The sequence below is a fragment of the Colwellia sp. Bg11-28 genome, from assembly GCF_002836245.1.
GTDB classification, from domain to species: Bacteria; Pseudomonadota; Gammaproteobacteria; order Enterobacterales; family Alteromonadaceae; genus Colwellia; species Colwellia psychrerythraea_A.
In genome coordinates, this window is sequence record NZ_PJBA01000018.1 from 884,279 (window position 1) to 910,173 (window position 25,895).

Annotated in this window: 19 protein-coding genes; 8 read left to right on the forward strand and 11 right to left on the reverse strand. The window is 38.9% G+C overall.

Features of this window, described 5'->3' with window-relative positions:
* The first annotated feature begins 27 nt into the window (after nucleotides 1–27).
* From CXF79_RS21025 to CXF79_RS21045, 5 genes are all read left to right on the forward strand, one after another.
* Nucleotides 28–2,595, forward strand: coding sequence for a DUF748 domain-containing protein (locus CXF79_RS21025; RefSeq protein ID WP_101157693.1), 2,568 nt, complete (start codon nucleotides 28–30; stop codon nucleotides 2,593–2,595).
* A gap of 67 nt (nucleotides 2,596–2,662) precedes the next feature.
* Complete coding sequence (locus tag CXF79_RS21030; protein ID WP_101157694.1) at nucleotides 2,663–3,511, forward strand: VOC family protein; 849 nt, start codon at nucleotides 2,663–2,665, stop codon at nucleotides 3,509–3,511.
* A complete protein-coding gene (locus CXF79_RS21035) occupies nucleotides 3,511–3,738 on the forward strand; it encodes a hypothetical protein (protein WP_011045334.1) in 228 nt (75 codons plus the stop codon). Before CXF79_RS21030 ends, CXF79_RS21035 begins: the two co-directional genes overlap by 1 nt.
* A 60-nt stretch (nucleotides 3,739–3,798) precedes the next feature.
* Nucleotides 3,799–4,563 carry a potassium channel family protein gene (locus tag CXF79_RS21040; protein WP_101157696.1) on the forward strand — a complete coding sequence of 255 codons (765 nt, stop codon included), beginning with the start codon at nucleotides 3,799–3,801 and terminating at the stop codon, nucleotides 4,561–4,563.
* 53 nt (nucleotides 4,564–4,616) lie between these two features.
* Entirely contained in the window at nucleotides 4,617–5,729 is a 1,113-nt protein-coding gene (locus CXF79_RS21045; RefSeq protein WP_011045336.1) for an AI-2E family transporter, read from the forward strand.
* 182 nt (nucleotides 5,730–5,911) lie between these two features.
* Here CXF79_RS21045 and CXF79_RS21050 read toward each other — a convergent pair whose 3' ends face one another.
* The 4 genes from CXF79_RS21050 to CXF79_RS21065 are packed head-to-tail and all read right to left on the reverse strand — an operon-like array spanning nucleotide 5,912 to nucleotide 11,345.
* The gene (locus tag CXF79_RS21050) at nucleotides 5,912–7,915 is read right to left on the reverse strand and encodes a glycoside hydrolase family 3 protein (protein WP_232769273.1); all 2,004 of its coding nucleotides are present in this window, start codon (nucleotides 7,913–7,915) and stop codon (nucleotides 5,912–5,914) included.
* 12 nt (nucleotides 7,916–7,927) lie between these two features.
* Nucleotides 7,928–8,584 (reverse strand): isoprenoid biosynthesis glyoxalase ElbB, encoded by a 657-nt coding sequence (gene elbB / locus CXF79_RS21055; RefSeq protein ID WP_101157698.1) that lies wholly within the window; start codon nucleotides 8,582–8,584, stop codon nucleotides 7,928–7,930.
* A gap of 20 nt (nucleotides 8,585–8,604) precedes the next feature.
* The gene (locus tag CXF79_RS21060; RefSeq protein ID WP_101157700.1) at nucleotides 8,605–9,873 is read right to left on the reverse strand and encodes a Bcr/CflA family efflux MFS transporter; all 1,269 of its coding nucleotides are present in this window, start codon (nucleotides 9,871–9,873) and stop codon (nucleotides 8,605–8,607) included.
* On the reverse strand, nucleotides 9,870–11,345 hold the full coding sequence (locus CXF79_RS21065) for an aminotransferase-like domain-containing protein (protein WP_101157702.1): 1,476 nt from the start codon (nucleotides 11,343–11,345) through the stop codon (nucleotides 9,870–9,872). The genes CXF79_RS21060 and CXF79_RS21065 overlap by 4 nt, the downstream gene beginning before the upstream one ends.
* A gap of 406 nt (nucleotides 11,346–11,751) precedes the next feature.
* On the opposite strand from CXF79_RS21065, the gene CXF79_RS21075 reads away from it, so the two are divergent.
* Together CXF79_RS21075 and CXF79_RS21080 are read left to right on the forward strand one after the other, a co-directional pair.
* Nucleotides 11,752–12,681, forward strand: a complete 930-nt coding sequence (locus tag CXF79_RS21075) for a DMT family transporter (protein ID WP_101157704.1) — start codon at nucleotides 11,752–11,754, stop codon at nucleotides 12,679–12,681.
* A 128-nt stretch (nucleotides 12,682–12,809) separates the two neighbouring features.
* Complete coding sequence (locus CXF79_RS21080) at nucleotides 12,810–13,778, forward strand: class 1 fructose-bisphosphatase (protein ID WP_101157707.1); 969 nt, start codon at nucleotides 12,810–12,812, stop codon at nucleotides 13,776–13,778.
* Between the two features lie 87 nt (nucleotides 13,779–13,865).
* Here CXF79_RS21080 and CXF79_RS21085 read toward each other — a convergent pair whose 3' ends face one another.
* From CXF79_RS21085 to CXF79_RS21100, 4 genes are all read right to left on the reverse strand, one after another.
* Entirely contained in the window at nucleotides 13,866–15,155 is a 1,290-nt protein-coding gene (locus CXF79_RS21085; RefSeq protein WP_101157709.1) for a YdgA family protein, read from the reverse strand.
* Between the two features lie 47 nt (nucleotides 15,156–15,202).
* The gene (rlmB, locus tag CXF79_RS21090; RefSeq protein ID WP_011045344.1) at nucleotides 15,203–15,958 is read right to left on the reverse strand and encodes a 23S rRNA (guanosine(2251)-2'-O)-methyltransferase RlmB; all 756 of its coding nucleotides are present in this window, start codon (nucleotides 15,956–15,958) and stop codon (nucleotides 15,203–15,205) included.
* A gap of 45 nt (nucleotides 15,959–16,003) precedes the next feature.
* The gene (gene rnr, locus CXF79_RS21095; RefSeq protein ID WP_101157711.1) at nucleotides 16,004–18,472 is read right to left on the reverse strand and encodes a ribonuclease R; all 2,469 of its coding nucleotides are present in this window, start codon (nucleotides 18,470–18,472) and stop codon (nucleotides 16,004–16,006) included.
* A gap of 77 nt (nucleotides 18,473–18,549) precedes the next feature.
* The gene (locus CXF79_RS21100) at nucleotides 18,550–19,185 is read right to left on the reverse strand and encodes a tetratricopeptide repeat protein (RefSeq protein ID WP_101157713.1); all 636 of its coding nucleotides are present in this window, start codon (nucleotides 19,183–19,185) and stop codon (nucleotides 18,550–18,552) included.
* A 275-nt stretch (nucleotides 19,186–19,460) separates the two neighbouring features.
* Between CXF79_RS21100 and CXF79_RS21105 the strand changes: the two genes are divergently transcribed.
* Nucleotides 19,461–20,630 (forward strand): HD-GYP domain-containing protein, encoded by a 1,170-nt coding sequence (locus CXF79_RS21105; protein ID WP_101157715.1) that lies wholly within the window; start codon nucleotides 19,461–19,463, stop codon nucleotides 20,628–20,630.
* A gap of 101 nt (nucleotides 20,631–20,731) precedes the next feature.
* On the opposite strand, the gene CXF79_RS21110 is transcribed toward CXF79_RS21105, so the two are convergent.
* The 3 genes from CXF79_RS21110 to erpA all read right to left on the reverse strand — a co-directional run bounded on the left by CXF79_RS21110 (nucleotide 20,732) and on the right by erpA (nucleotide 25,730).
* Nucleotides 20,732–23,890 (reverse strand): efflux RND transporter permease subunit, encoded by a 3,159-nt coding sequence (locus CXF79_RS21110; RefSeq protein ID WP_101157717.1) that lies wholly within the window; start codon nucleotides 23,888–23,890, stop codon nucleotides 20,732–20,734.
* Nucleotides 23,891–23,898: 8 nt separating this feature from the next.
* On the reverse strand, nucleotides 23,899–25,059 hold the full coding sequence (locus CXF79_RS21115; protein ID WP_101157719.1) for an efflux RND transporter periplasmic adaptor subunit: 1,161 nt from the start codon (nucleotides 25,057–25,059) through the stop codon (nucleotides 23,899–23,901).
* A gap of 329 nt (nucleotides 25,060–25,388) precedes the next feature.
* On the reverse strand, nucleotides 25,389–25,730 hold the full coding sequence (gene erpA / locus CXF79_RS21120) for an iron-sulfur cluster insertion protein ErpA (RefSeq protein WP_011045350.1): 342 nt from the start codon (nucleotides 25,728–25,730) through the stop codon (nucleotides 25,389–25,391).
* Nucleotides 25,731–25,895: the final 165 nt, after the last annotated feature.

Genomic DNA, 25,895 nt, shown 5'->3' on the forward strand with positions numbered 1-25,895 from the left:
AAAACCTAACAAGGAACGTCCTTTATTATGGCAACCCTGCTATCTTTTTTTACTCATAAATTTTTTAAAATATTGTTAGCTTTATACTTGGGCATATTTTTATGTATTTGGCTGATTTCGTCACCGGTCGCAAAACACTTTATCAACCCAATTTTAGCTGAGCACCAATTACAGTTATCTGATGACTCAAGTATTCGATTTAATCCCTTTTTAATGCGTATTACCCTTAGTGATATAGACTTATCAAGTACAAAAAGCAAGCAGCAATACACTGTATTTTCCTTAGAAGAATTAACGTTACAAGTGGCTTTATGGCAATTAGCGTTTGATAAAATTGCATTGAGTGAATTTTCACTTACCCGAGGTACATTAAAAGTCATTCAGCATGATGACCACCTGATCATTGCCGGCATAACAATTCCTCCTTCAACGGAAGATGCAGAACTTAATATCGATCAAACTGCGGAGCAAGCTAGCCCACAACTGAATGAAGATGTAATTAACGAGCCTGCCACAAGCCTTCCTTATCAGCTAGTGTTACCTGATTTTCTCTTAAGCCAATTTGCTATTGAAATAGAAATAGATAGTCAAAAACTGCAGAATAAAACTCACCACATAGAGATTAAACAACTCGCATTAAGTCAAATAAAAGCAACAGAGACTAAACAAGAAGGTCATTTAGCCTTGACCGCTTTAGTTGATGAAACTCATTTGTCTCTTACAGCGAATACGCAATTAGTATCAGGTAAAGGTGATATCCACAGTAACTTACTTATCAATAACTATCCTATTGAAAAATTAGCACCATATGTTGAACAACTTACTGAATTAAAAGGCTCTCTTTCATTTACTAGTCAACAAACAGTAACCCTTGCTGAACAAGGTATTAATTTTAAAGTACAAAAAGCCAGCTTAACGTTGCAAGATTTATTGTTAGGTTTAGCTGAACAGAATTTTACTCTTCAAACATTACAACATAACTTTTCTGATGTTGCTGTTCACTTACAAGACAACAAAATTACTCATCTAGCAGGTAATAGTAGTATAAAGCTGACTGATGCCCTTCTCAGCCAAAATGAAAGCAAAGCGACCATTACCGCCTTTAAACAACTTAATCTAGATGACATCAATTTTGTGTTGGATGATGAGCCCAGTATCGATATTACCGATATAATAATGGATGACTTACTGTTCTCTAAAAAAGCAGCTCTAGCTGATGCTGTAGCCCAAAAAGCAATTGATAGAATTAATAAACTTTCTGATGAAGATGGTCTTGATATTGCTGCTGCATCAATTGTGAAACTACCGCCGGTTATGCAATTGAAACAATTAACGATAAATAACATACATATCCACGAAAAAAGTGTTGATATCAATAGTATTATTTTTGACACCTTAGTGGGTGAGATTATTGTTAAGGAAAACAAAGATATTGCTAACTTGATTCTTTTGGATGATAAAGCAAGCGAACAAAGCGCTACCCAATCGAATGTTACTGAGGAAGTCGCTGCTATTGAATCAGAAATCAAATTACAAGAAGCAGAAGCGAACCATGATGGCTTTGTTTTCAGCTTCAAAGAACTTCGTTTTATTAATGAAAATTCTTTTGCTTTTACTGACTTTAGTGTTGACCCTATCTATCAACGAACTTTATTTCTAGACACCTTAGATGTCGGAGCTTTAAGCAATAGAAAAGAGAAAAAACAGCAGCAAACCCCTTATACCCTCGTGGGTCGTAGTAATAAGTACGCCAACTTCAATTTAACGGGTTATTTGCAACCTTTTTCAAAACTTGCCACTTATCATATTGAAGGGGATTTTAAAGAATTTTCATTACCTGCTATTTCTTCGTATCTAAAAGCGTCAACGGGTATTGAAGTGAAAACAGGTCAGCTCAATACCGCTTTGGATCTAAGCCTTACTGGTGATGAAGTTGAGGGAAATATAATTGTGCTGCTACAAGCGCTAGAAACAAGCTTAGTTGATAGTGAAGAAGCCGGTAATCTAATTGATCAAGGTGCATTACCATTAAATATGGCTATGGGCATGCTAAAAGATGGTGATGGCAATGTAGAACTTGATGTCCCATTAAGTGGCTCTATCTCAGATCCAAACTTTGGTTTAAGTAGCATCGTTACCTTAATTACCAAAAAAGCCATTTTATCTGCAACACAAGATTATTTAATGACCACTTTTGTCCCGTATGCCAATATAGTTTCTATTGCGATCACGGCGGGTGAATTTGCCTTAAAGTTACGCTTTGATGATTTAGAATATCAAGTAAAACAAGTTGAGCCCGATGATCACCAAAACGCCTACCTAACTGACTTCATTGCCTTGATGCAAGACAAAGAAGATACCCGTGTCACGATTTGTGCTATCAGCACCCCTGCTGATATCGGCCTAAAAGCGGGAGTTTCTGTAGAAGACAAAGCTGATATTAAACAACTACTCGACATTGGCGAACAACGTGAACATGCCTTTAAAGATCATTTAATTGAACAAGGTAAAATTGATTCATCACGTATTTTATTCTGTAAGCCTCAAATAGACATCAGCGAAGGAGCAATGCCACGTATTGGAATATCAGTCTAAATTATGGCTATCAATAATAGTTCAATGTAGTAATATCAATTAGTTAAAATCAAAGGGAAATTTGAAGATGAAAAGCTTAAGCCAATTTTTAATACCGCTATTGTTACCATTACTTTTAAATAGTTATGCTTCATCAGCAGCAGAAGTAGAAACAACAGCTCAAGAAACAGTAAAAAATCAGCACGGTAAATTAGTGTGGGCTGACCTATACACCGGAGATGTAGAAGCTTCACTGAAATTTTATCACGACACTTTTGGCTGGACAGTTAAAGAATTCGCTAAAGAGCAGGCAAAGTATCATTTACTGTACGATAATGGTCAAGCCGTTGCCGGTGTACTTGAGCGTGATTCAAAGCGTAACAAAACGGATAATGCGTTATGGGTTGGCAGCATAGATACTGATAATGTTTCGAGTAGAAGTGCACTAGCCGCTAAAAACAATGCCACCATAATATTAGCTCCTCATGACTTTACCCTTTACGGTAAAAGATCGGTTTTAGCTGATCCACAAGGCGGCGTTATTGCCTTGCTTGAGTTAGATCTTACCAACAAAAATCATAAAAAAATAAGTAATAAGTGGGATTGGGCGCAATTGTTTAGTACCAATACCAAACAAGCTGCTTTGTTTTATCAAGACACTTTTGGTTATACTTTAGAGCCAATTAATGCCAAAAAAGAAAGCTTCTTTTTAATTCAAGCAGAAATGGTTCAAGCCAGTATTGTAAAGCTACCCGACTCATTTGAACAAAGAGATCGTTGGGTCAACTTTATTGAAGTTAACAACCTCTCCACTATATTATCAAAAGCCACAAGCAACGGCGCAACTATCATTTATCAACCAGAAAATAGAGGCTTAGCCATCATTGCTGATCCCAATGGCGCATTACTGGGTTTAACACAGCAGGAGAGTGAATAATGAAACAACTTAAAACCTTATTACTTACCGCTACTGTTGTTCTTAGTACCTTATTATTAACCGCCTGTGAGAATACCCATGTAAGTGGCTCTATGAGCTATGGTATGGGATATGGCGCTGGGTATCCGATGTACTATGGTAATGGTTATCATCGTCATACAAACGTTGTCGTTGTTAAACCAGCTAGAAATAACCGCTCTCGACCTACTAGAGCAAAGAGACGTTAGTCTAAATTGATTATTTGACCCATAGTTACGCATGACTGAAGAGAAACGCTTTTGAAAATAATGACACGCCAAGATAATTTTATTTATCTCACTTTTGCTTTAATTTTATTATTACTTGGCACGTCATTAGCTCAGCAGTTTTTTGAAGGTTCGGTGCAACGTTTAGTGCAATCTGCCACTATAGTGACGCTATTAGTTGCAGTTTGGGGGGTGGATTCAAAAGATTTCGTGCTGCGTAAAACCTTTATTTTTCCCATCGCTATTTTATTCTTTTCTTTTTTTAGTGCATGGCTTGATGATGCTGGCTTTGACCAAGTTTATTTACTGTTGCTGCTGAGTTTCTTTATCTCAAGCGCCCTTCGCACGGCTAAACAGGTATTATTTACCGGTGATATTGATGGTAATAAAATTTTAGGGGCCATTTGTTTGTATTTATTAATGGGGCTAATTTGGGCAACACTGTACACCTTAATACAACTAACTTTCCCTGGTTCATTTACTAACATCAACAGTAACAATGAATGGTTTACCTTATTCCCTGATTTTATCTATTTTTCTTTTGTTACTATTACGACCTTAGGATTTGGTGACATTTCGCCCATTTTACCTATTTCAAGATTTTTAGTTTATTTTGAAGCCATAGTTGGCCAGTTTTATTTAGCGATATTAGTGGCTAGTTTAGTGGGTTCACATATGAGTAATTTCGGTGCAAACCATAATTCACCTCAACATAATCTACCTCAGCATAATTCAGCTAATACAAGTTCAGATAAAAATAAGCGAATAAATAATTCACCTAATGACACCTCCAGTTCAGGTTCTTAGTACTAATCCACCAAGTAAACATAATAATAAGTTATTAACGTAAGGAAACTTCCATGAAAAACCAACAAGAGTTAACCAGTGATCAGGCATTTAACCGCCGGGTTATTGATATCGCCATTAAGCTTGCCGCCATGGCGATGATTATCCTATGGTGTTTTTCTATTATTAGGCCTTTCATATTAATTACCATTTGGGCTGCTATTTTAGCCGTTGCTTTATATCCTTTACATGAAAAACTTACTGCTGCACTTAAAGGTAATAAAAAACTCGCTTCAACCATTGTTGCCATTGTTGGGATATCAATTATCGCTATCCCTTCAATTAACCTTTCGTCTTCTGCTATTGATTCTGCCCAGCATGTCTATACAGGAATTGAAGAAGGTACTTTAAAAATACCAGCTGCTGATGAAAGCATTAAAGAATGGCCGCTAGTCGGTGAAAAGCTGTTCAATTTTTGGCAGGATGCTTCTCAAGATATTCAAAAAGTTGCCGGGCAATACCCTGAACAATTAAAATCACTTTCAAGCACTTTATTATCAGCAGTAGCTGGTATTGGTGGCGGTATATTACAGTTTATTGTTTCTTTAATTATTGCGGTAGTGTTTATGGCAAAGTCAGCCCCATTACATCAAGGTTTGAGTAAATTAATGCGCCGCTTGATGAATGACTTTGGCGATAGAACAATTAGTACCACTATTGCCACTATTCGAAGTGTCGCTACGGGTGTACTTGGCGTTGCCGTTATTCAATCACTCATGTCTGGTGTTGGCTTGATGATTGCTGATATTCCTGGCGCAGGTATTTGGGCAATTGCAGTTCTTATATTAGCTATCGCGCAATTACCACCCATTCTAATTTTAGGTCCTATTGCGGCGTATTATTTCTCTGTAGCGGACACCACTCCAGCCATCGCCTTTTTAATCTTTAGTATTATTGTTAGTGCTAGTGATGCTTTCTTAAAACCGCTATTTTTAGGACGCGGTATGAGTATTCCTATGTTAGTCATTTTACTTGGCGCTATTGGTGGCATGCTACTTTCAGGCATTATTGGCTTGTTTGTTGGTGCGGTAGTATTAGCCTTAGGTTATGAGTTAATGATGGATTGGTTAAGCCATACGCCAAAAAGTGAAGAAGACAATACTGAAGCTGAGCAAAGCGAATCTTAAGCATGATATAGCTAAGAGTTTACGCATAAGCTAGCGTGATTAATCACGCTATGAGTTAAATAAAAAAAGCGGCATAACCATCAATGGTTATGCCGCTTTTTTTTCTATTTTTACTTATTGATGATACTAATCTCGCTAAACAAATGACCCTTTTCAGGTGGTTTAAATATTAAATAACAGCCTTACCTTTTCAACGTTACAGGTAGTTTACCTAAAGCCTTTCTTTCATTGAAAACAACTGCCATGCTGGCATTAAACCCTGGGCTTATACTTTGCTGATTTTTACTCTCATAGATTCTATCGTCAAAGTTTAACAACACTGCATCGGCTAGTTCACTGTACTCATTTATTAAAAAGGGAGAACCTTTAGCAATAAGTATAGAAGGCTTTCCTAGCTTTCCCGCTAGCGTAAGTTGCTGTTTTAATAACGTTGCATAGGTCAGTTTTTTCTGTTGCTGAGCAGCACTACCATAACTTGGCGTTAAATCATCCATACCGCCTAAATCAACTAAACTGGCCGTTTTAATATCAACAGTAGCAATGACGACATCCGCTTCACTTAGCAGCGACTTCATTTGTTTATCCGACTCGGTATTACCGGCAATAAAGTGGCTAATGCTAATTTTTTCAACCTCACTTGCTGGCAATATTTGCGCTAATACCTTATTAGTCGCATAAGTTAACGCCACCAGTTCTTGCTGATTTGCGACAACAAAATGTATTCGTTTAATACCTGTTACAGTAAGAGGTAACAACTGGTTATTTTTCAATAATGTTACCGCGGCATTGGCAAGCGCTTGCTCAGTAATAATATGCTTTTCATTAGCAATAACAGCATTAGCCGAGAGCAGTTGTTGTGCTACTGATTCATTGCCCACTTCAATATATTTTTTCTTATATCGGTTTAATCTCGCGATCGATTGTTCAAACTCAGTTAACTGATATTCAGTGTGCTCAATGCGTATTGCTAAGGCCTTGGCCACTGCTTTTATAAAGTTATAAAAATTGTCGATATCATTTGGTGTTCGAACCTTAAATGGCATCACGGCAAGATCTGCACCTGCCACAAAGGTTTCAACGACAGCTTCAATGTCAGTAAAAAAGTGAGTAACACCCGCCATATCAAGAGCATCCGTCGCAATAATGCCATCAAACTCCATCTCTTCTCTTAACAAGTTGGTTAATATTTTACGGGACATGGTCGCTGGGCGAATAAGTTTATCGCCACTTTTACTGATAAATAAACTGTTATCTAGGGCTGGAAACTGAATGTGAGCCGTCATTATCATCGCGGGTTTAGCGTGATCAATAGCCCAAGCAAAAGGTGCAAGATCCACCTTATCTATAGTCGCTCTGTCATGATCAACTCGTGGTAAACCTAAGTGACTATCAACGTGCGTATCACCATGACCAGGAAAATGCTTCAAGGTTGCCATCACGCCTTGTGCTTGAATGGCTGTTACCGCACTAGCACCAAGCTCTGCTACTTGGACAGCGGACTCGCCAAAAGATCGCGTATTAATCACTGGGTTATCAACATTGGTATTTACATCAACGACAGGGGCATAATTATTATTGATACCTAAGGCTTTTAGTTCTTTAGCAATAACTGCATTAACTTGCGTAGCAAAGTGAGTGCCATGCTCAGGATAGCTTGCGCCAATGCCCATATTTCCGGCAAAACCAGTCATTTTAGCAAAGCGAGCTACTCGACCACCCTCTTGATCTATTGAGATAATCAAGGGATTTCCTTGTTCTGACTTTAATGCCGCGGCTTGAATATCATGGGTTAGCTTCACCACTTGCGCTATCTCTTGCACATTTTCAGCGAATAATACGATACCACCGACATTACTGGTTTTTATCATCTGCGCAAGTTCTTTGGGTAGCTCAGTCACTACTTGTCGGCAATGTTTTGATGTTGGCACACTGGCCTTACCATCTATATCAGAACAAAAGTATCGAATATCGAGCGACATTCTTTGTGCAACTTTTCGCTCAAATGGAGTGAATGTATTAGTACTAGTGGAGTTATGGGTCATATTTTTTTCTGTTGCCTGACTTTGACAAGCGCTAAGCGCAATTGAAACTATCATTATTAGCGCACTTGGCACTAAGTAAGTTCGCTTATTACTCGATAATTTATCGAGGAAAGTACTCGGTAAGTGGCTCGGTCGATTATCCATCAAAGACAAAACCTACTTACTAAAAGCAAGAACATATTTTACTAGTTTATTGATACCCACTGCCGCTTCACTGATCGATTCAGCAAGCATATAGGCTGGTGTTGTCACAATTTTATGTGCTTCATCCACAACTACGTCAGTAACATCACAATCAATATGCGTTAAACCTTTGGCTGAAATTAATTTCGCCGTTGCGTTATCTTTGCCAATAGTGCCTTTTACGCCTGCGGGATAAATAAGCGGTAATAAAGCAGGAGCAATACACATAAAGCCTGCTGGTTTTTCTACTTTGGCAAAAGCTTTAGCTGCGGTTAATACTTGTTCGTTAACACTATAATTATCGTTGTCTAACGCAAAACTACTTAAGTTCTTTGCTGCGCCAAAACCACCGACAAAGATGATGGCATCAAATTCTTTTTCATTCAGTTCTATTAAATCTTCTACATCGCCACGACCAATACGCGCGGCTTCAACAAGTACATTACGGCTTTCCTCTTCGCTCGCTTCACCCGTGAGATGATTAATAACATGGTGCTGAGCTATATTAGGTGCAAAGCAGCGATAAGTGGCGCCTTGCTGAGCTATCGCTAATAACGTAATGACTGCTTCTTGAATTTCACTGCCATCATAAACACCACAACCACTTAGAATAACTGCTATATTTTTCATATTTAATCCTTTCTTTTTAACTATTTTTTATTGTTAAACCATATCATTAGCTGACAGCTTAATACTACCAAGACAGCAAAGAACATTAACAAAGCAAATGGCTTTGCACTGCCATCATAAAAGAAGGCTAGAATGGGCCCTGCTAACGCGCCTATTCCCCAACGAAGGGTACCAATAACCGCTGTTACTGTCCCTGAATGCGCAGGAAATTTAGTTAAAATTAAAGCATCACTGTTTACCGCTATCATGGAAATACTCCCCATAAGTGGAAAAATAGTCACAACGGTATAAATTAACGGTAATGCCAATACATTTACCAACATCAATGCCGTTGCTGCCATCGTTGCTAGCGTTAAACCAAAACGCAACATCGTCCTTGAGCCTTTACGCACCACAAAACGTGTATTAGTAAAATGCGCCATCATTAACGCTAAGATATTTAAGGCAAACAACAAACTAAAAGTATATTCTGATACTTCAAAAATGGTTAAATAGACAAAAGGAATTGCGGTAATATAAGCAAAAAAAGCCAGTGCTATCATCATTGATGAAATGATATCTAATCGTGCTTCAGCGTTGCTTAATACTATTTTATAGCGTTGTATAAAACTCATCTCAATTTTTTTAACCACAGGCCCTTCCGGCAAGGTCACATCCCTCGCATTAGGCAAATAGTAGCTAACCAATACCAGCACAATGAGGCTGTAAGCGGCTAATACATAAAAGATAAGTTGCCAGCTATGTGCCAGTAACAGCACACTGCCTATGCTCGGCGCTATCATAGGCGCTAACATCATGATCATGCTGACATACGAAAGCCCTTTCGCAGTATCTTTACCGTAATATTCACGCACGGCCCCCGGAACAACTACGGTGGCGGCACTGCTGACAAAAGCTTGAAAAAATCTAACGGTAAGAAATTGTTCTATATTGCTCACAAAAGGTAATAATAAGCTGGCAATAAAAAATCCGCCGATACCCAACAAAACAAGATTCCGACGTGGATGTTTATCTGCCATAGGACCAAACAATATTAAGCCTAGCGCATAACCCAACAAATAAATGCTTAAGCTATTTTGCACCATGCTCATAGGGGTATTTAAATGCTCAGCTAACGTTGGCATAGCGGGTAAATACATATCAACCGCTAAGGGAGAAACCGCTAATATTGAAGCTAATAAAGGTAATAACAACTTTAAAGAGACTTTAAGCTGTGCAGATGGTGTCAACGTATCGCCATGCTTTATTGCTGTGTTATCACCTGATGTATTATTGTTTGTCGCTGTCATTGTTTTTCCATCAATTGTGCTGTTTTTTGCTTGCTGGTGTATTCGTATACCAATTGACCTAATACCTTGACGGCCGTTTCAACATCCTCTCCCCATTGCACGCCATAACTCACCCGCATGTAATTTTGATACTTTCCTGATGGAGAAAAAATTGCTCCAGGGGCAAAACTAACTCCTTGTGTTAGCGCCTGTTGAAAAAATTCACCCGTTTTTACATGTGACTGACAGCGCAGCCAAAGCACACTGCCCCCTAAAGGTTTTGAAATACAGACTTCTGGCGGGAAATGTTCGGCAATTAATGCACGCATTCGCTCACAATTGTATGCCAGCGTCTTTCGTAATACACAAAGGTGGCGGTCATAATCGCCGCTCAGTAAGTATTCATTTAAGGTCCACTGCTGCAACATAGGTGTCGAGGCCGATTGTGCCCGCTTAATTCGTTTTGCTTGCTCTTCGAACTTACCCGGTAATAACCAGCCAATACGATAACCTGGCGCTGCTGTTTTGGAGAAGGAAGAACAGGTCATCACTAATCCTTTTTCAGAATACAACTGAGCAGGTTTTGGTTTATTATCGGTAAAGTATATTTCGCTATAAACTTCATCTTCAATCAATGGAATATCATGTTGCTCTAATAGAGAAACCATCGCTTGACGTTGTTCATCAGTTTTCATCGAACCTAATGGGTTGTTTATCGCCGTTGAAAACAAACAAGCAGTGATATCATGCTGATTAATAGCCTCAGCTAAATCTTCGACACAAACACCGTCTTCTGTACAGGTATAAACTTCAAGTGCTTTCATACCTAATGTTTCAATCAATTCAATCATGCCGAAAAAGCACGGAGATTCAATAGCAATAATATCACCACGTTTCGCTACACATTGCAGGGCAATGGAGAGTGCTTCTTGCGCGCCATTGGTGATGACAATATCATCAGGATTTGTCTCGACACCTTGGTCTTGATAACGAAATGCCAGCTGCATGCGTAATTTAGCATCGCCCGTTACTGGGCCATAACTTACTGCCTTTTCTGAGACTTTACTTAAGACTGAGCGCATTAATCTGGCAAGCGCTTTATCAGGCGGATGTGCTTGAATAGGATTTGAAATTCCAAGGGCAACAGTATTAGGTAAGTGCACCGCCGCATGGACTTGTTCAATCATACTGCGACCTTGCACTTCCACCGGATCACACTGAGCCCATTTTGCCGGTCTTGGTTTAAGCGTTCGTGCTTGCATTGCCTGTAAATAATAGCCCGATTGTGGCTTGGCACAGACTTGTCCTTGTCGTTCTAATTCAATATAAGCCTGCTTAACCGTTGGTACACTTATATCAAATTGGCGACTTAGTTTGCGTAAACTAGGTAACTTATCACCTGGGTGTAACGCACCTATTCTCTTTTGATGTTCAATAAAATCTATTACTTGTTGATACAAATATGCCGAGGAGCTTTTATCTAATAATTTCATTTATTTCTCAGAGTAAGTGCCTTGATTAACAACGCCAACTGTATAGGTTACATTTTCATATTTTTGTATATGTTATTAAATCAAATTATCCTTACAATGTCACGCTTATCCTATATACCCGATCCACTTGAAGATGCACGATTCAGCTGGAATTAGAAACGCCTTTAGGCAAGGCATTGATTGAAGAGAATAGTTATTCTATTGTCGAAATCAATAACGCAGCATAAAGCGTTTCTAAACCAGCCCCTTGGGGAGGACTGAGCAAATCATACTCTGCGTTACATTTCTTTTTAAGGGATTGACCTTAATAAAAAAATGCGCCTTGAATATGAATCGCTCAGACTTCCTGAAACGAGCATCTTCAAGTGGAACGGGTATAAGTCCTACTCAAGGAGTGACAAAATTTATGAACAATACGCTTTTATACGTAATTACCGTCCTAATATGGGGATCGACTTGGATAGCTATCAATTACCAATTAGGTGAAGTCGCTGCTGAAGTATCGATTGTTTATCGATTTGGCTTAGCAGCTTTATGTATGTTCGCTTATTGTCGCTTCAAGAAATTACCGCTGAAGTTTTCAGTCAAACAACACCTGCAACTATCCGCTTTTGGTTTAACCCTTTTTGGCTTTAATTATTATTTACTGTATAACGCACAAGCTCATATTAACTCAGCATTGACCAGCATTGCATTTTCCACTTTGATGATGGTTAATATTCTTAATGCACGTGTTTGGTTTAAAACTCGCATATCGAGCCGAGTTTATTACGGTGGCGCACTTGGCTTAATGGGTATTGTTACCTTGTTTTGGCCACAAATAAGTAATGTGCATTTTGGTGATAGTACTTTATTGGGCTTAGGCTTGTGCTTAATTGGCGTGATGTTCGCCTCTACCGGTAATATGATTTCGATTAAGAATCAGCACGACAATATGCCAGTACTACCTGCCACGGCATGGGGCATGATGTACGGCAGTCTATTTATGTTTGTTGTTGCGCTTGTTCAGGGTCAAACCTTTAACTTTTCTTATACTTTCGAGTACATCAGCTCATTGTTGTACTTATCAATATTCGGTTCGGTTATTGCTTTTGGTTGTTATTTAACATTATTGGCTCGTATCGGTGCACATAAGGCCTCTTATGCCACGATTATGTTTCCCGCAGTCGCTGTGGTTATCTCAAGCTTTTTCGAAGGTTTTATCTGGGATAGTTATACCTTTATTGGCTTAAGTTTAATGTTAGCAGGTAACTTAGTGGTACTCGCCAAACCAGGTATGCTAAAACGTTTCAACTCTACGAGTTTAAAACAGGTTAGCTGTAGCGATGCAAAATAATTTTGCTTAAATTAATCGTGTTTTCCATGTTAAAGCAAAGCACAAACTTGCTATAATAATGGCAGACTGATTAACAAGTAAACTAATTCAAACTTAGCCAACCACTTTAAAGTAACTTAGGTAACCTAATGCAACGACTAGCCCCAGCTTTACGTCAAGACAATGTACCTCTTGATTTAATTTCATTAATAAAAACTATTTTAGCTGCCACAAAAGAAATTTCGTTTCGTGTTAGCCAAGGTCACTTAGGTGACGTGATGGGCTCAACCCTTGATGAGAACATTCAAGGCGAAGTTCAGAAACAATTAGATGTTGTTGCCAATGAATTATTCAAAGATATTTTACTTGAATCTGGTTTTGTTAAAGCGATTTCATCAGAAGAAGAAGATCACTCAGTTGCTGGTGATGAAAATGGCAAATATATTGTTTCTTTTGATCCCCTCGATGGTAGTTCTAACATAGACATCAATTCATTGATTGGGACTATTTTTTCTATTCATGAAGCACCTAAAGATATTGCCGCTGGTGATGATGACATGTTTAAGCAAGCTGGTGACAAGCAAGTATGTGCTGGTTATGTGCTTTATGGTCCATCAACGATGTTAGTGATGACTACAGGTAGCGGTACCCATTTTTATGTATTAGACAGAACCCATGGCGGTTTCTTATTAGTAGAACGAAATGTACAAGTTCCTGCTGATACACAAGAGTTTGCCGTCAATATGTCTAACCAGCGTTTTTGGCAAGCACCTATGCAAAATTACATCAGTGATTTACTTGCTGGTGATACCGGTCCACGTGATAAAAACTTCAATATGCGTTGGATAGCGGCCATGGTTGGTGATATTCATCGTGTTTTATGTCGCGGTGGTATTTTCACATACCCTGCTGATAGTAGAAAACCTGAGCAACCATACAAACTACGTTTAATGTATGAAGCTAACCCAATGGCGTTTTTACTTGAACAAGCGGGTGGTTTAGCAATGACCAGTGAAGGGCGCATTATGGATATAGAACCAAATAGTATCCATCAACGTGTTGAAGTTATTATGGGTTCTAAGAATGAAGTTGAGAAATGCTTAAGCTACTATAAGTAAGCTAAACAAGCTTTACAGAAAAATTAGATTAATAAAAAAGGCTTATTGTTTAAAACAATAAGCCTTTTTTATATTTGGTTATGAAAGCTATAACTGAAAGGCTTTTCCATTAACCGTTAGTTGACTTTGGACATATTTGGCTTCAACCGTTATTTCGTTATTGTGGCGGTTCAAATAACCTTGTTCTACAAAATTATCCACCATAGGAGCCATACCTAATTTACTTAGGAATGCCATAGGTGCTTTACCTTTAGCATCGGCTTCTAAAGCCTTAATTAAGGCCATTGAATTCAAATTAGCACTATCAAATAAATCTTTGTTGATGTTGAAGTTAAATTCAGTTGCCACTTTACCTTCTTCGGTAACAACACTTAAATCTGTTATTTTCAAGTTAGGATCTTTAGCGAGTATTTTTTCTGCTACTGCTGATAGCACTTTTAGGCTTTCTTCAGTGTCATATTCACCTGAAGCATTAACCGACAAATTTGCCATAGCCGTGTTTAATTCTTGCAAAGCATGGACATCAATATTAGCTAACAGTACCGCTACGTTGGGCTCTTTAAAATATTGTCCTGAAGCGCTAATTTCCTTGGCTTGATAGTTCAACGCAAGCGCTAATAAATCATTATCTAATGAAACCTCGCTCGTTAAGGTTGCTCCATCTAAAGAAAAAACTTTACTGTTATCGTTATAAACACTAATCCCTGTAACGGTAAAGATGGCATCACCAGTTAAGATGGCCGTTCCCGCAAGATAATCACCGCTAACAACTTTTTGCTTAGTCGACATACCAACGGCACCAATAACAAGGCGTTCATCCTGCCCTTTAACATCGAGACCTCCCCAAGAAAAATCACCAATGATGTGTTCATTATTAATTAAGGTAAATTGGGCAAAAAATGGCTCAGATACAATCACGCTATCAGTATCTTGATAACTTATTTTATCAGTATTAATGAAGGTGGTAACATCTTTACTAAAGCCCAGTAGTGCACCGACATGCAGCTTTTCGTTAATAATATCAACTATGTGTTCATCTACCCCAAGCGCTGCAAACTTAAATTTCGCCGTTGAATAGCCTAAACCAAAATACCAATTTTTATCCGTAATTATGACAGGACCAAAAGAGATGTCTTCTTCTACGGTAATAGTCACCTCATTGAGGTTATTATCTTCCAAGGCTATTTTCATTTCTGAGACGACATCAGCACCGAACCAACCACCGCTATATTGGCTGGTTGTTAAGGTGATACCATCCGTTTCATTAAGTTTTACAAGTACTCGTTGACGTTCTGTTTCAACCATAGCGCCAATAAATTTTGGCGCAATTAGCAAACTAGCTAGGATTAAAACTATAGTGATATATATTTTTTTCATTATTAAAATTCCTTTTTAAAATAATTTTTAAGTTCAATTATCTATTATCAAATTGAACGTTGGCGTACCATTTCAAACAAACAGATGCCTGTTGCCACTGATACGTTCAAACTAGAAACAGTACCTGCCATAGGAAGCTTCACTAGTTGATCACAGTTTTCACGGGTTAATCTGCGCATCCCTTTACCTTCGGCGCCCATAACAAGTGCCATAGGTCCAGAAAGTTTTACATCATACAAACAGGTATCTGTCTCTCCTGCGGTACCAACAATCCATACACCTTGCTTTTGCAACTGCTTCATCGTTCTTGATAAATTAGTTACTTGTACTAAAGGTACACTTTCAACTGCCCCTACCGCAACTTTTCGAACGGTAGGCGTAATTTGTGCGGCATTATCTTTGGGCACAATTATCGCTTGTACGCCTGCAGCATCAGCATTACGTAGACAAGCACCTAGATTATGAGGATCGGTGACACCGTCTAAAATAAGAAAAAATGGTGCGATTGATTTTTTTTCTGCAGCAAGAATGATGTCATCAATATCATTTTCTGTATAACTTTTCCCAGGTCTTACACGGGCAATTACGCCTTGGTGTTGCTCACCTTCACTTTTTTCATCAAGCGCTTTACGACTCGCCAATTGTGTCCCGATACCGTATTTTCTCGATAAATTAATGATTGGCATTATGCGATCATCTTCACGACCTTTTAATAACCATATTTCAATAAAACGCTCGGGAGCTGCGTTAATTAAGGCATTAACTGCATGAATACCAAAAACTAACTCTTCATTTTTCGCCATGATCTTTCTCTATTTATATGAACAACGAGGCTAATAAGCTATTGCCTAAGCCTTATTTTCCGAACTTTTACGGGCATTTTTTCCTGGGCGTTTTTTACGTGCACTGCGTTTTTTTGCTTTGCTTTTTTCTTTTGGCTGGTCTTTAGATTTGTCTTTTGAACCACCTTTAGACTTGCTTTTAGGTTTATCACTCTTAGCTGTAGTTGCTTGAGTTCCAGTCTGAGCTTCTGGTTTATTCTCAGCTGACTTTGACGTTGAACGTCTAGAGCTTTTACCTTTCGACTTGCCTTTAGGTTTGCCTTGGCTTTCTTCAGCTTCAGAGCCTTCAAGTCGTAAGTCTATTTTCTTTTCGTCAAGGTTTACCGCGGCAACTTGTACCCGAATTTCATCACCAACACGGTACTTTTTGCCACTATTCTCACCGGATAGGCACATACGAACATCATCAAAATGATAGAAATCACGACCAAGAGAAGTGATATGAACTAAACCTTCAATATGTAAATCTTGTAAGCGAACAAACATACCAAAGTTAGTTACTGTTGAAATAACACCGGTAAAGTTATCACCAACATGGTCCTGCATAAACTCACATTTGAGCCAATCAGCCACATCGCGAGTTGCTTCATCAGCGCGTCTCTCTGTCATAGAACAATGCTCACCCAACTCTATAACTTCCTCCAAGGAATATTCATAGTTGCCTTCGTTGGCAGCATTTTTCGCTTCTTTTTCTAAAATAGCTTTGATTACTCGATGCACCACTAAATCAGGATAGCGACGAATAGGTGAGGTGAAATGACTATAAGAAGGTAGTGCTAAACCAAAATGACCTTCATTGTCACTTTGATAGACAGCTTGGCGCATTGAGCGTAACAACATGGTTTGAATAAGCTCTTGGTCTGGTCGACCTGCGACTTTCGCTAAAATATCACCGTAATCTCTTGGTTCCGGTGCTTCTTTTGACGGCAGGGATAAACCAAGTTCATTTAAATAGGTAACAAAGTTACGATACTTATCTTCGCTAGGTTTATCATGAACACGGAACAAACCTGGCTTTTCATGTTTTTCTATAAATTTGGCTGTCGCAACATTGGCCATAATCATACATTCTTCAATGATTTTATGGGCATCATTGCGAATAAGCGCTTCGACACTGGCAATTTTTTTATCTTCATTGAAGATAAAAATAGATTCTTGTGTTTCAAAAGCGATAGCGCCACGTTTAAGACGAGCATCTGTTAGCGCGTGATACATATGTTCAAGATTTTTTAAATCAGGCACTAAAGTTTGGTATTCTTGACAAAGCGCTTCATCACCGTCGAGAATCGCAGCGACTTTGGTGTAAGTAAAACGAGCATGAGAACGCATTACTGCGGGATAGAACTTACTACCTGATAGTTTTCCGGTAGCACTGATAGTCATTTCACACACCATACATAAGCGATCTACGTCGGGGTTGAGTGAACACAAACCATTAGAAAGTTTCTCTGGCAACATAGGGATAACTTGACTAGGAAAATACACTGAGTTACCACGTGATATCGCTTCATCGTCTAACGCCGTGCCGTGCTGAACGTAATAACTTACGTCAGCAATTGCCACCCATAAACGCCAACCACCTGATTTTTTTGGTTCACAATAAACAGCATCATCAAAATCTCTAGCATCATCGCCATCAATAGTAACCAAAGGTAAGTCACGTAAGTCTTTACGTGGTAATTTAGATGACTCTTCAACTTCATCAGCAATACTAGCCACTTCAGCTTGTACTGCGTGAGGAAATTGATGGGGTAAGTCATGGGCGCGCAAGGCTATCTCTATTTCCATCCCAGGAGCGAGGTGATCTCCTAAAACTTCAATCACTTTACCAATAGCATGAGAACGTTTAGTCGGCCTTTGAACTAATTCAACGACGACCATTTGCCCGTGTCTAGCACCCATTTTAGTTTGTGGATCAATCAATACTTCTTGTTTGATTTTACTGTCTTCTGACACAACAGAGCAAACATGATGATCAATATATAATCGACCAACGATAGGTGCTTTCCTTGGTTCTATAACTTCCAGTATCTTGACTTCTTTTCGACCTTTACGATCGGTACGGTCAACCAAAATGGCTTGCACGATATCACCATGAAAGACACGCTGCATTTCGTGGGAGGAAATATAGAAATCTTTACCTCTTTTATCGGTAATAGATGAATCATCAGGAGAAAAGAAACCAAAACCGTCACGATGGCCAATAACTTTGCCGCTAAGCAGGCTATTTTTTTCCGGCAGTGCGTATTGTTTGAATTTATTAAAAATCAACTGACCACTGTTTTCCATCGCACGTAAACGACGCTTCAAACCAATAAGTTGATACTCTTCATCGTACTTTAGTGTTTTGACCAAGCTATTATAACTTGGTGGCGGCGAGCATTTTTCGATGATTGATAGCAATAATTCGCGTGAGGCGACTGGCTTTTCATATTTTTTGGCTTCGCGTTTAGCGTGTGGATCGTTATAGGTCACTATAATGGGTCAATATTTAAGGATAACTACTTGTCAGTATACCATAAACTTTAAATTTACAACGCTTACACAAATGCTTAATTTGTATAACTGGTTCTTTTCGCTTGCTCTATTACTTTACTGGGCATTTTACTGGCAAGACCTGAAATTAAGACACTGATTTGTTTATGTATTACTTTATCATCAGTTACGGAGTGATGTAATTGAGAATAAAGCGCAGGATAATCTAATGGGCTACCGTAGCCCTGCTCATATAGACTAGCAAGTCGCATCTGTGCAGCTAAGTTATCTAAACTTGCCGCCGTTTTTAAATAAACAATAGCGCGGTCAATATCTACCTGCATAAACTTGCCCATATGGTAATAACGGCCCAACTGCTCTAAACCTTCTGCTAAACCCTGATCAGCGGCTAAATGCATATAATGCAGTCCTAGCGGAATATCTTTTTTCACACAAACACCATAAGCCAACATATCACCCCACAAAAATTGATATGAGGGCATATTCGCTTTATTGGCACGTGCTTCAATATCTTGCACTAATTGGCATTCATCAAGCACTACTTGGCTTAAATGCTTATTGTCTTTAATTAAATCCAGCAATTGATTATCAGTATAAATCTGAACGGCTTGCAAGTTTTTCTTCATAGCCAATGCTGAAGAACTGGAAAATAAAAATATAACAGAGAGAACAAAGAAAAATAATATACGCATAAAAATCCTAACTAGGCTAAATCAGCTGACTTCTCTGTATCGGCAAGCAAACTGCATCTATGAAATTTATTTAAATAATATAACCATAGTAAAGCAATTTTGGCGCCAACATAGTGTTTTGAGACTATTATTAATTCAAATTGGAAATTTACTATTATTACTATTATTTAGCGTATAGTAAGAGATTCACTAACATTATCAATTTACGGATAGCGTATTTCAGTGAGTTTTAAAAATAATAACTCCTCCATAATTTATTAAACACGGCGATTGATATGCTAATTGAAAAAGAGCTTTCTGAGTTAACCGTAGGCCATTATGTGGTAAAGATTATTCAGCAAGAGGGTTGCTTTTCGTTAACTGCCGCTGGACACATCAAAAGCAAAACAGTTATTAATCGTCTCAAAAGCAAAAATGTTTATCGTGTTCTAATTGATGATAGCAAAACATTACTGCCTAGTAGCCCCGAGGAAAGCGTCATTTTAGACGCATCCTCAATTGTTAAAAACAAAGAACTTAAGCACGCAAAGGCAATTTTTGACCAATCTAAATCCATTCAAAAGAAGTTATTTCATGATGCACTTAGTGGTAGTTGCTTAGACTTATCACCCGTAGTGGAAGTCACAAATAAATCAATCGATGCAATATTTAACAGCCCTGACTCACTTGCCTGTATGTTAAATATTCGAGAGAAAGATGAATACCTTTTAGAACATTCTGTTGCAGTTTCTGTTTATATCACCATTTTTTCTCACTATTTAGGCCTAGAGAGACACATTATCGAGCAACTATCTATTGGGGCATTTCTGCATGATATCGGTAAAATAAAAATACCTGATAAAATCCTCAATAAACCCGGTAAGTTGACCGTTGATGAATTTACCATCATGAAAACCCATGCCAATCATTCCATAGATATCATTAAAGAAACACCTGGCATTAGTGCGCTTAGCCTCGATGTTGCAGCCTTACACCATGAAAAGCTTGATGGGAGTGGCTATCCTTTTCAACTAGAAACTGAAGGTATCAGCCAATATGGTCGCATGATTGCCATTTGCGATATTTTTGATGCATTAACCGCGACACGTGTTTATAAAAAAGGCTTTGCCCACGGTAAAGCTTTTAGCATTTTGCGAGAGTTGGCAAAGCAAGGACAGTTAGATGCGAGTTTAGTCGACCACTTTATCAAATGTGTTGGGGTATTTCCTGTGGGTTCATTGGTGCAATTAAAATCAAATAAATTAGCATTGGTGCATGAGCGCAATGATAAAGACCCCATTAATCCACAGGTTCATTCCTTTTACAGCGTCAAGCTAAATCAATTTCTCAACAAACAAGAAATTGATTTATCAGGCAGTGAAGATTCAATTGTTAAAAGTGTCAGGGCAGAAGAGTTCGACCTTGATATGAAGCAAATTGTCGATATGTTGCTAATGGAAGGCTAGTTTTTTATCACGTGATAAAAAACGTATAACTCAACGAGAGTAAATCCTCGTTGAGTTATACGTTATACAAGCATTGAAAGTAACACTAAGTAATTAAATTGCTAAGCCGCGCTACTTACTTCTTTAACTTGCTCAACTTGATTCGCTTCTTTTTGCAGAATGATTGTTGCCTTTGCCTGTTTATCTTCTTTACGCTTATCTCTTAAGACCAATAGACAGGGTGTTAATACTAAGGTTAATACCGTAGCAAAAGCTAAGCCGCCAGCAATAGCCGTTGCTAGCTGTGTCCACCACTGTGTTGACGGTGCACCAAAGACAATAGTACGCTCAAAGAAATCTAAGTTGACCTGTAAGACCATAGGCAATAAACCCAAAATGGTGGTTATTGTGGTTAACATAACCGGTCGTAAACGCTGCGCGCCCGTTCGTAAAACGGCCTCAACCACAGGGTAGCCTTCTTTACGTAAAACATTGTAGGTATCAATCAGTACTATATTGTTATTCACCACAATGCCCGCTAATGAAATAACACCAATGCCGCCCATAACGATGCCAAACGGTTTTTGAACTAGTAATAGAGCTAAAAATACGCCAACAGTTGAGAATATAACGGCACTTAAAATCAATAATGCTTGATAAAAGCTATTGAATTGAGTCACTAAAATCATGGCCATTACAAAGAGTGCGATAGCAAAAGCATTCACTAAAAACGCTTGTGACTCTTGTTGATCCTCATTCTGTCCCTTAACATCAATATCCACTGACGGGTGCAAGCCAAGTGTCGGTAACTGTTCTTGCAAAATAGGTAACTCATTCAGTAACTGAGCACCGGCAATTAAGTTCGCCTGCACAGTGACAACTCGCTTAGCATCAACACGACGAATTGTATCAACTTTAGGTGCGGCTCTACGCTCGACAAAACTGCCAACGGGCACTAAACCTGACGTTGTTTTTAAACGGAGTGAATCTAGTCGACTTATATTACGTTTGTCTTCCGGAAAACGAACTCGAATATCCAGTTCATCATCAACATCGTCAGGGCGATATTCACCAAGTTTTAAACCGTTAGTAACCATTTGCACACTTGAGCCAACTAACGCAGCATCAGCGCCATAGGTAGCCGCTTTATTACGATCAATAATGAGCTGCCATTCTATGCCTGGTTTAGCACCCGTATCTTCTATGTCAGTAAATTTACCGGATGCTTCCAATGCATCACGTATAATTTTCACCGACTTATCCAGTTCTCCAGGAAAACGCGAGCTCAATTCAAGTTTAAGATCCTTACCACTTTGCGGACCGTTTTCATTTTTTCTCACTTCAATTTCAACGCCGGCTAAGTCATCCGTTAACTCGTGAATATTGGCCACTATTTCATCCGCTGAACGTCTTACCTGCCAATCAACAAAATTTAGTTTAAAAGTGCCGATTTGGTTATTGCCACCCGTTCGAGTATATAAGGTTTCAATTTCCTCGAGCGGTAAGATACGTGCTTCTATAGAACGCATAATCACGTCTTTTTCTTTTACTGATAAATCGCCATGAGAGCGCACAACCATAGTTGCACTTTGAGGCTCAACCTCAGGAAAGAAGCTCACGCCAAGACCAGATGCGCCATAGAGCCACATCACCACAAAAGATATCGCAAAGGTACCAGCAACTATTTTCCAAGGATGTCTAATTGCTGTTGTCAGTACACGTATGTATCGACCGGTAAAACCCGATAATTTATTAAATTCTCCCGCTTCAGCATGCTCTATTTGTTGTTGTTCTTTACTGCTAACAACGCGAGCTTTACCTAAAACAGCGCCTAAAGTGGGCACAAAAATGAGTGCCATTGCTAAGGAGGCTGATAACACCGCGATGAGGGTAAAAGGTAAGTACTTCATAAACTCACCCATAATACCTGGCCAAAACATCAAGGGCGCAAAGGCTGCTAATGTTGTCGCCGTTGAAGCAATAATCGGCCATGCCATACGACGAGCAGCAGTACCATAAGCAACAGCTTTGCTATGACCTTCATTCATCTGCCTGTCTGCAAACTCGGTGACAACGATCGCCCCATCAACAAGCATGCCTACTGCCATGATTAGGCCAAATAGCACCACTATATTTACCGTCATTCCTGCTAAAGCAATGACTAATATTCCTGTTAAAAAGGCGCCTGGAATTGCCAAACCAACCAATAAAGCGGTGCGGCCACCTAAAGCAGCAATAATGACAATAACGACCAATAATACCGCTGAAAAAACATTATTCTGCAAGTCTGTGAGCGTATTTTTAATTTCTATAGATTGATCACCAACATAATCCACTTTGACTTGTTGTGGCCATTTTAAACGGCTTTCATTGACAATTTCTTTAACTTTATCAACCGTTTCAATCAAGTTCTCACCAGAGCGTTTTTTGACTTCTATTGATACCGAGCGATGACCGTTTAATCGAGCAAAACCAGTAGGATCTTTATAAGCACGACGCACCGTTGATACATCTTGAAAGGTAATAACTCGATCGCCATCGACCTTAATAGGCAGTTCAAGTAAGTCTTGAATATTTTCAAAAACAGAAGGCACTTTGATGGCAAAACGTCCTTTGCCAGTATCCATAGTCCCTGCTGGTACTAAGCGATTGTTACGCTCAACAAGGTTATAAATGTCCGTTTGATCAAGCCCATAGCTTTCCATTAATAACGGATCGACAATGATTTCAACCATATCTTCACGGTCACCACCAATTTCAACTTCGAGCACTTCTTGCATGCCTTCGATTTTGTCTTTGACGTTCCGCGCTATTGTTATCAAACCTCGTTCAGTAACAGCCCCGGATAACACAACCGTCAATGCTGCTTCTTGGTTAGCCATGGTGACTTCATTTACCACTGGCTCTTCAGTTTCATTGGGTAATTTAGCTTTGGCTAAAGTCACTTTATCACGCACATCGGCAAGTGCTTCTTTAGGATCAAGACCGGCAATAAATTCTAACGTAACAGAGGCGTGCCCCTCTCCTGCATTGGAACGCATTTCTTTAATGCCAGCGATAGATTTAAGCTCATTTTCCATCGGCCTTACGAGCATGCGCTCAGCATCTTCAGGAGAAATACCATCATGAATCATAGAAACATAAATAATTGGAATGGTAATATCAGGATTGGCTTCTTTAGCAATGTTGTTGTAAGTCACTGCGCCAGAAATAAGTAGTAGTACAAATAGCATCAAAACAGAGCGAGTACGTGTCAATGCGGCTTCAATAAGCGTTAACATAATAGCTCCTATTTTTGTGTAGCGGCGGTTACAGTAGCAGCTTGTTTATCTTTGCTATTGTTAGCTTTGTCATCTACCTTATCGAAGATGGCCTCCACTCTGTCCCCTGCACGTACGAAGCCTTGACCTAAGACAATGATATCTGCTTGCTCGCCAAGACCTGTTAACCATATGCCATCACTTTCACTTTTAATGATCTCTATTGGCGTAAAGTGAACAATAGATTTTTTTACCGATTTAACACCGATATTACCTTGCTCATCTAAAGCGAGCAGTGCTGGTGATATTTTTATTGCAGACAATTTGGCTAAATCTATGGTCAATTCACTGCTTAAGCCCGCCAATAAATTCGCCTTTTTATTATCAATTTCCACTTCAATTTTAAAAGTATTGGTCGCATCATTACCGACACTGGCAATGTAACGCAGCTTACCTTGTGCTTGTGCACCATTTAATAAGGTTACTTGCGCTACTTGACCAACAGACAACTGACTTATTTGTTGTTCGGTGGCATGCGCTCTAACAATAAGCGGGTCTAAATCAGCAATCATGGCGATATCATCACCCGAGGCGACGTAGTCACCCACTTCAACATAACGTGTGTTAAGAATTCCGGTGAAAGGCGCTTTAATAATGGTATGGGCAATGTCTAACTCTAATCGCTTTATTTCAGCGTTAACCGATTCCAGTGCAGCATATGATTGTGCTAAATGCACCTTACCTTGATAACCTTGTTTATTAAGCTTTAACGCACCTTCGTATTCTACTTCACGTTGGTTCAATAATGCTTGGCTACGGGTTAACTGAGCAGGTAAATCATTTAAAGCAATTTTTGCAATAATTTCACCTTTAGCAACTTTTGAACCTCTTTTTGCTAATACCTGAATAATTTTTCCGTGTACTTCAGCTTTTAATGTCGTGATGCGATCAGGCTCGGTGCGACCATAAAGCTCAATTGTTTTATGAATGTGTTGTCCAAGTCGTGTTTCAACTTTAACTTGTGCAGTTATCTGCTTTTCATCATGACTAGGAATTTGTGCTTTAATCTCGGACTTTTGCTCTGCAACACTAGGGCCAGAAGCCATCCATAGCACTAAAACAAGGGTGATTAGTGCAGCAATAAGGTAAGGGCGTTGCGCTAACCAGCTAGATTTTAGGGTTAATTTCATCGTTATATCTCCATTTTATCGGAATATGATAACGTTTTTTAATAAAGAAGATATAAGCTAACGTGCTACAAACTGTTTATCTTTTGTAAGTTTTTGTACATTAAAATAAACAAGGTTACGAAGTATTCGCTTAGTAACAAAACATTTGATTGAACAAAAGTTGACGATTGGAATGGGGATAGATATTTTACGTGAGACAAGAGCACTAGTGTTTATTATAAAAATGCCAACGAGGGTAGGCTTTTACATTGCTTGGTAATTGCTCGTCATTCGCTTTGTATGTTTATGCCAAAGCGATGACTATATTTAGTTAAGAGGTAACTAAAATACTAGATAGAAAAAGATGAACCACAACCACAAGTGGTTGTTGCATTTGGGTTATTTACCACAAAGCGGCTACCTTCTAAACTTTCAAGATAATCAACTTCGCCATCAACAAGGTATTGCAAACTCATAGGATCGATCACCATCATAACGCCTTGCTTTTCAATGGTCATATCGCCGTCATTCACTTTTTCATCAAAAGTGAAGCCATACTGAAAACCTGAACAACCACCACCGGTAACATATACACGTAGCTTAAGTGCTGGGTTTTCTTCTTCTGTGATTAGCGAAAGAACTTTACTCGCGGCAGAATCGGTAAATTTAATGGGTAATTCAGGGTTTGACATGGTGCTCTACTTAGTACAACAAAGTACAAAAAAATACGCTACAAAGTGGGTGTTTAACAACGAGGGTAATTATCTTAAACTTGACTATTTTAGTCAAGTATTATTCTTTACCATAATGATACCACTCCGTATAAGAAAGTACTCACTGAATGATAATTTATGAGG

Excerpts from the sequence above, each read along its gene's own strand:
- rlmB (WP_011045344.1), bottom strand. The coding sequence starts at position 15,958 with ATGGCGAAAAATGAAGAGTTAGTTTTTGGTATTCATGCAGTTAATGCC.
- CXF79_RS21080 (WP_101157707.1), top strand. The coding sequence starts at position 12,810 with ATGCAACGACTAGCCCCAGCTTTACGTCAAGACAATGTACCTCTTGAT.
- CXF79_RS21100 (WP_101157713.1), bottom strand. The coding sequence starts at position 19,185 with ATGCGTATATTATTTTTCTTTGTTCTCTCTGTTATATTTTTATTTTCC.
- CXF79_RS21110 (WP_101157717.1), bottom strand. The coding sequence starts at position 23,890 with ATGTTAACGCTTATTGAAGCCGCATTGACACGTACTCGCTCTGTTTTG.
- CXF79_RS21035 (WP_011045334.1), top strand. The coding sequence starts at position 3,511 with ATGAAACAACTTAAAACCTTATTACTTACCGCTACTGTTGTTCTTAGT.
- CXF79_RS21060 (WP_101157700.1), bottom strand. The coding sequence starts at position 9,873 with ATGACAGCGACAAACAATAATACATCAGGTGATAACACAGCAATAAAG.
- CXF79_RS21050 (WP_232769273.1), bottom strand. The coding sequence starts at position 7,915 with ATGGATAATCGACCGAGCCACTTACCGAGTACTTTCCTCGATAAATTA.
- elbB (WP_101157698.1), bottom strand. The coding sequence starts at position 8,584 with ATGAAAAATATAGCAGTTATTCTAAGTGGTTGTGGTGTTTATGATGGC.
- CXF79_RS21040 (WP_101157696.1), top strand. The coding sequence starts at position 3,799 with ATGACACGCCAAGATAATTTTATTTATCTCACTTTTGCTTTAATTTTA.
- CXF79_RS21085 (WP_101157709.1), bottom strand. The coding sequence starts at position 15,155 with ATGAAAAAAATATATATCACTATAGTTTTAATCCTAGCTAGTTTGCTA.
- CXF79_RS21105 (WP_101157715.1), top strand. The coding sequence starts at position 19,461 with ATGCTAATTGAAAAAGAGCTTTCTGAGTTAACCGTAGGCCATTATGTG.
- erpA (WP_011045350.1), bottom strand. The coding sequence starts at position 25,730 with ATGTCAAACCCTGAATTACCCATTAAATTTACCGATTCTGCCGCGAGT.
- CXF79_RS21045 (WP_011045336.1), top strand. The coding sequence starts at position 4,617 with ATGAAAAACCAACAAGAGTTAACCAGTGATCAGGCATTTAACCGCCGG.
- CXF79_RS21075 (WP_101157704.1), top strand. The coding sequence starts at position 11,752 with ATGAACAATACGCTTTTATACGTAATTACCGTCCTAATATGGGGATCG.
- CXF79_RS21030 (WP_101157694.1), top strand. The coding sequence starts at position 2,663 with ATGAAAAGCTTAAGCCAATTTTTAATACCGCTATTGTTACCATTACTT.
- CXF79_RS21025 (WP_101157693.1), top strand. The coding sequence starts at position 28 with ATGGCAACCCTGCTATCTTTTTTTACTCATAAATTTTTTAAAATATTG.
- CXF79_RS21115 (WP_101157719.1), bottom strand. The coding sequence starts at position 25,059 with ATGAAATTAACCCTAAAATCTAGCTGGTTAGCGCAACGCCCTTACCTT.
- CXF79_RS21065 (WP_101157702.1), bottom strand. The coding sequence starts at position 11,345 with ATGAAATTATTAGATAAAAGCTCCTCGGCATATTTGTATCAACAAGTA.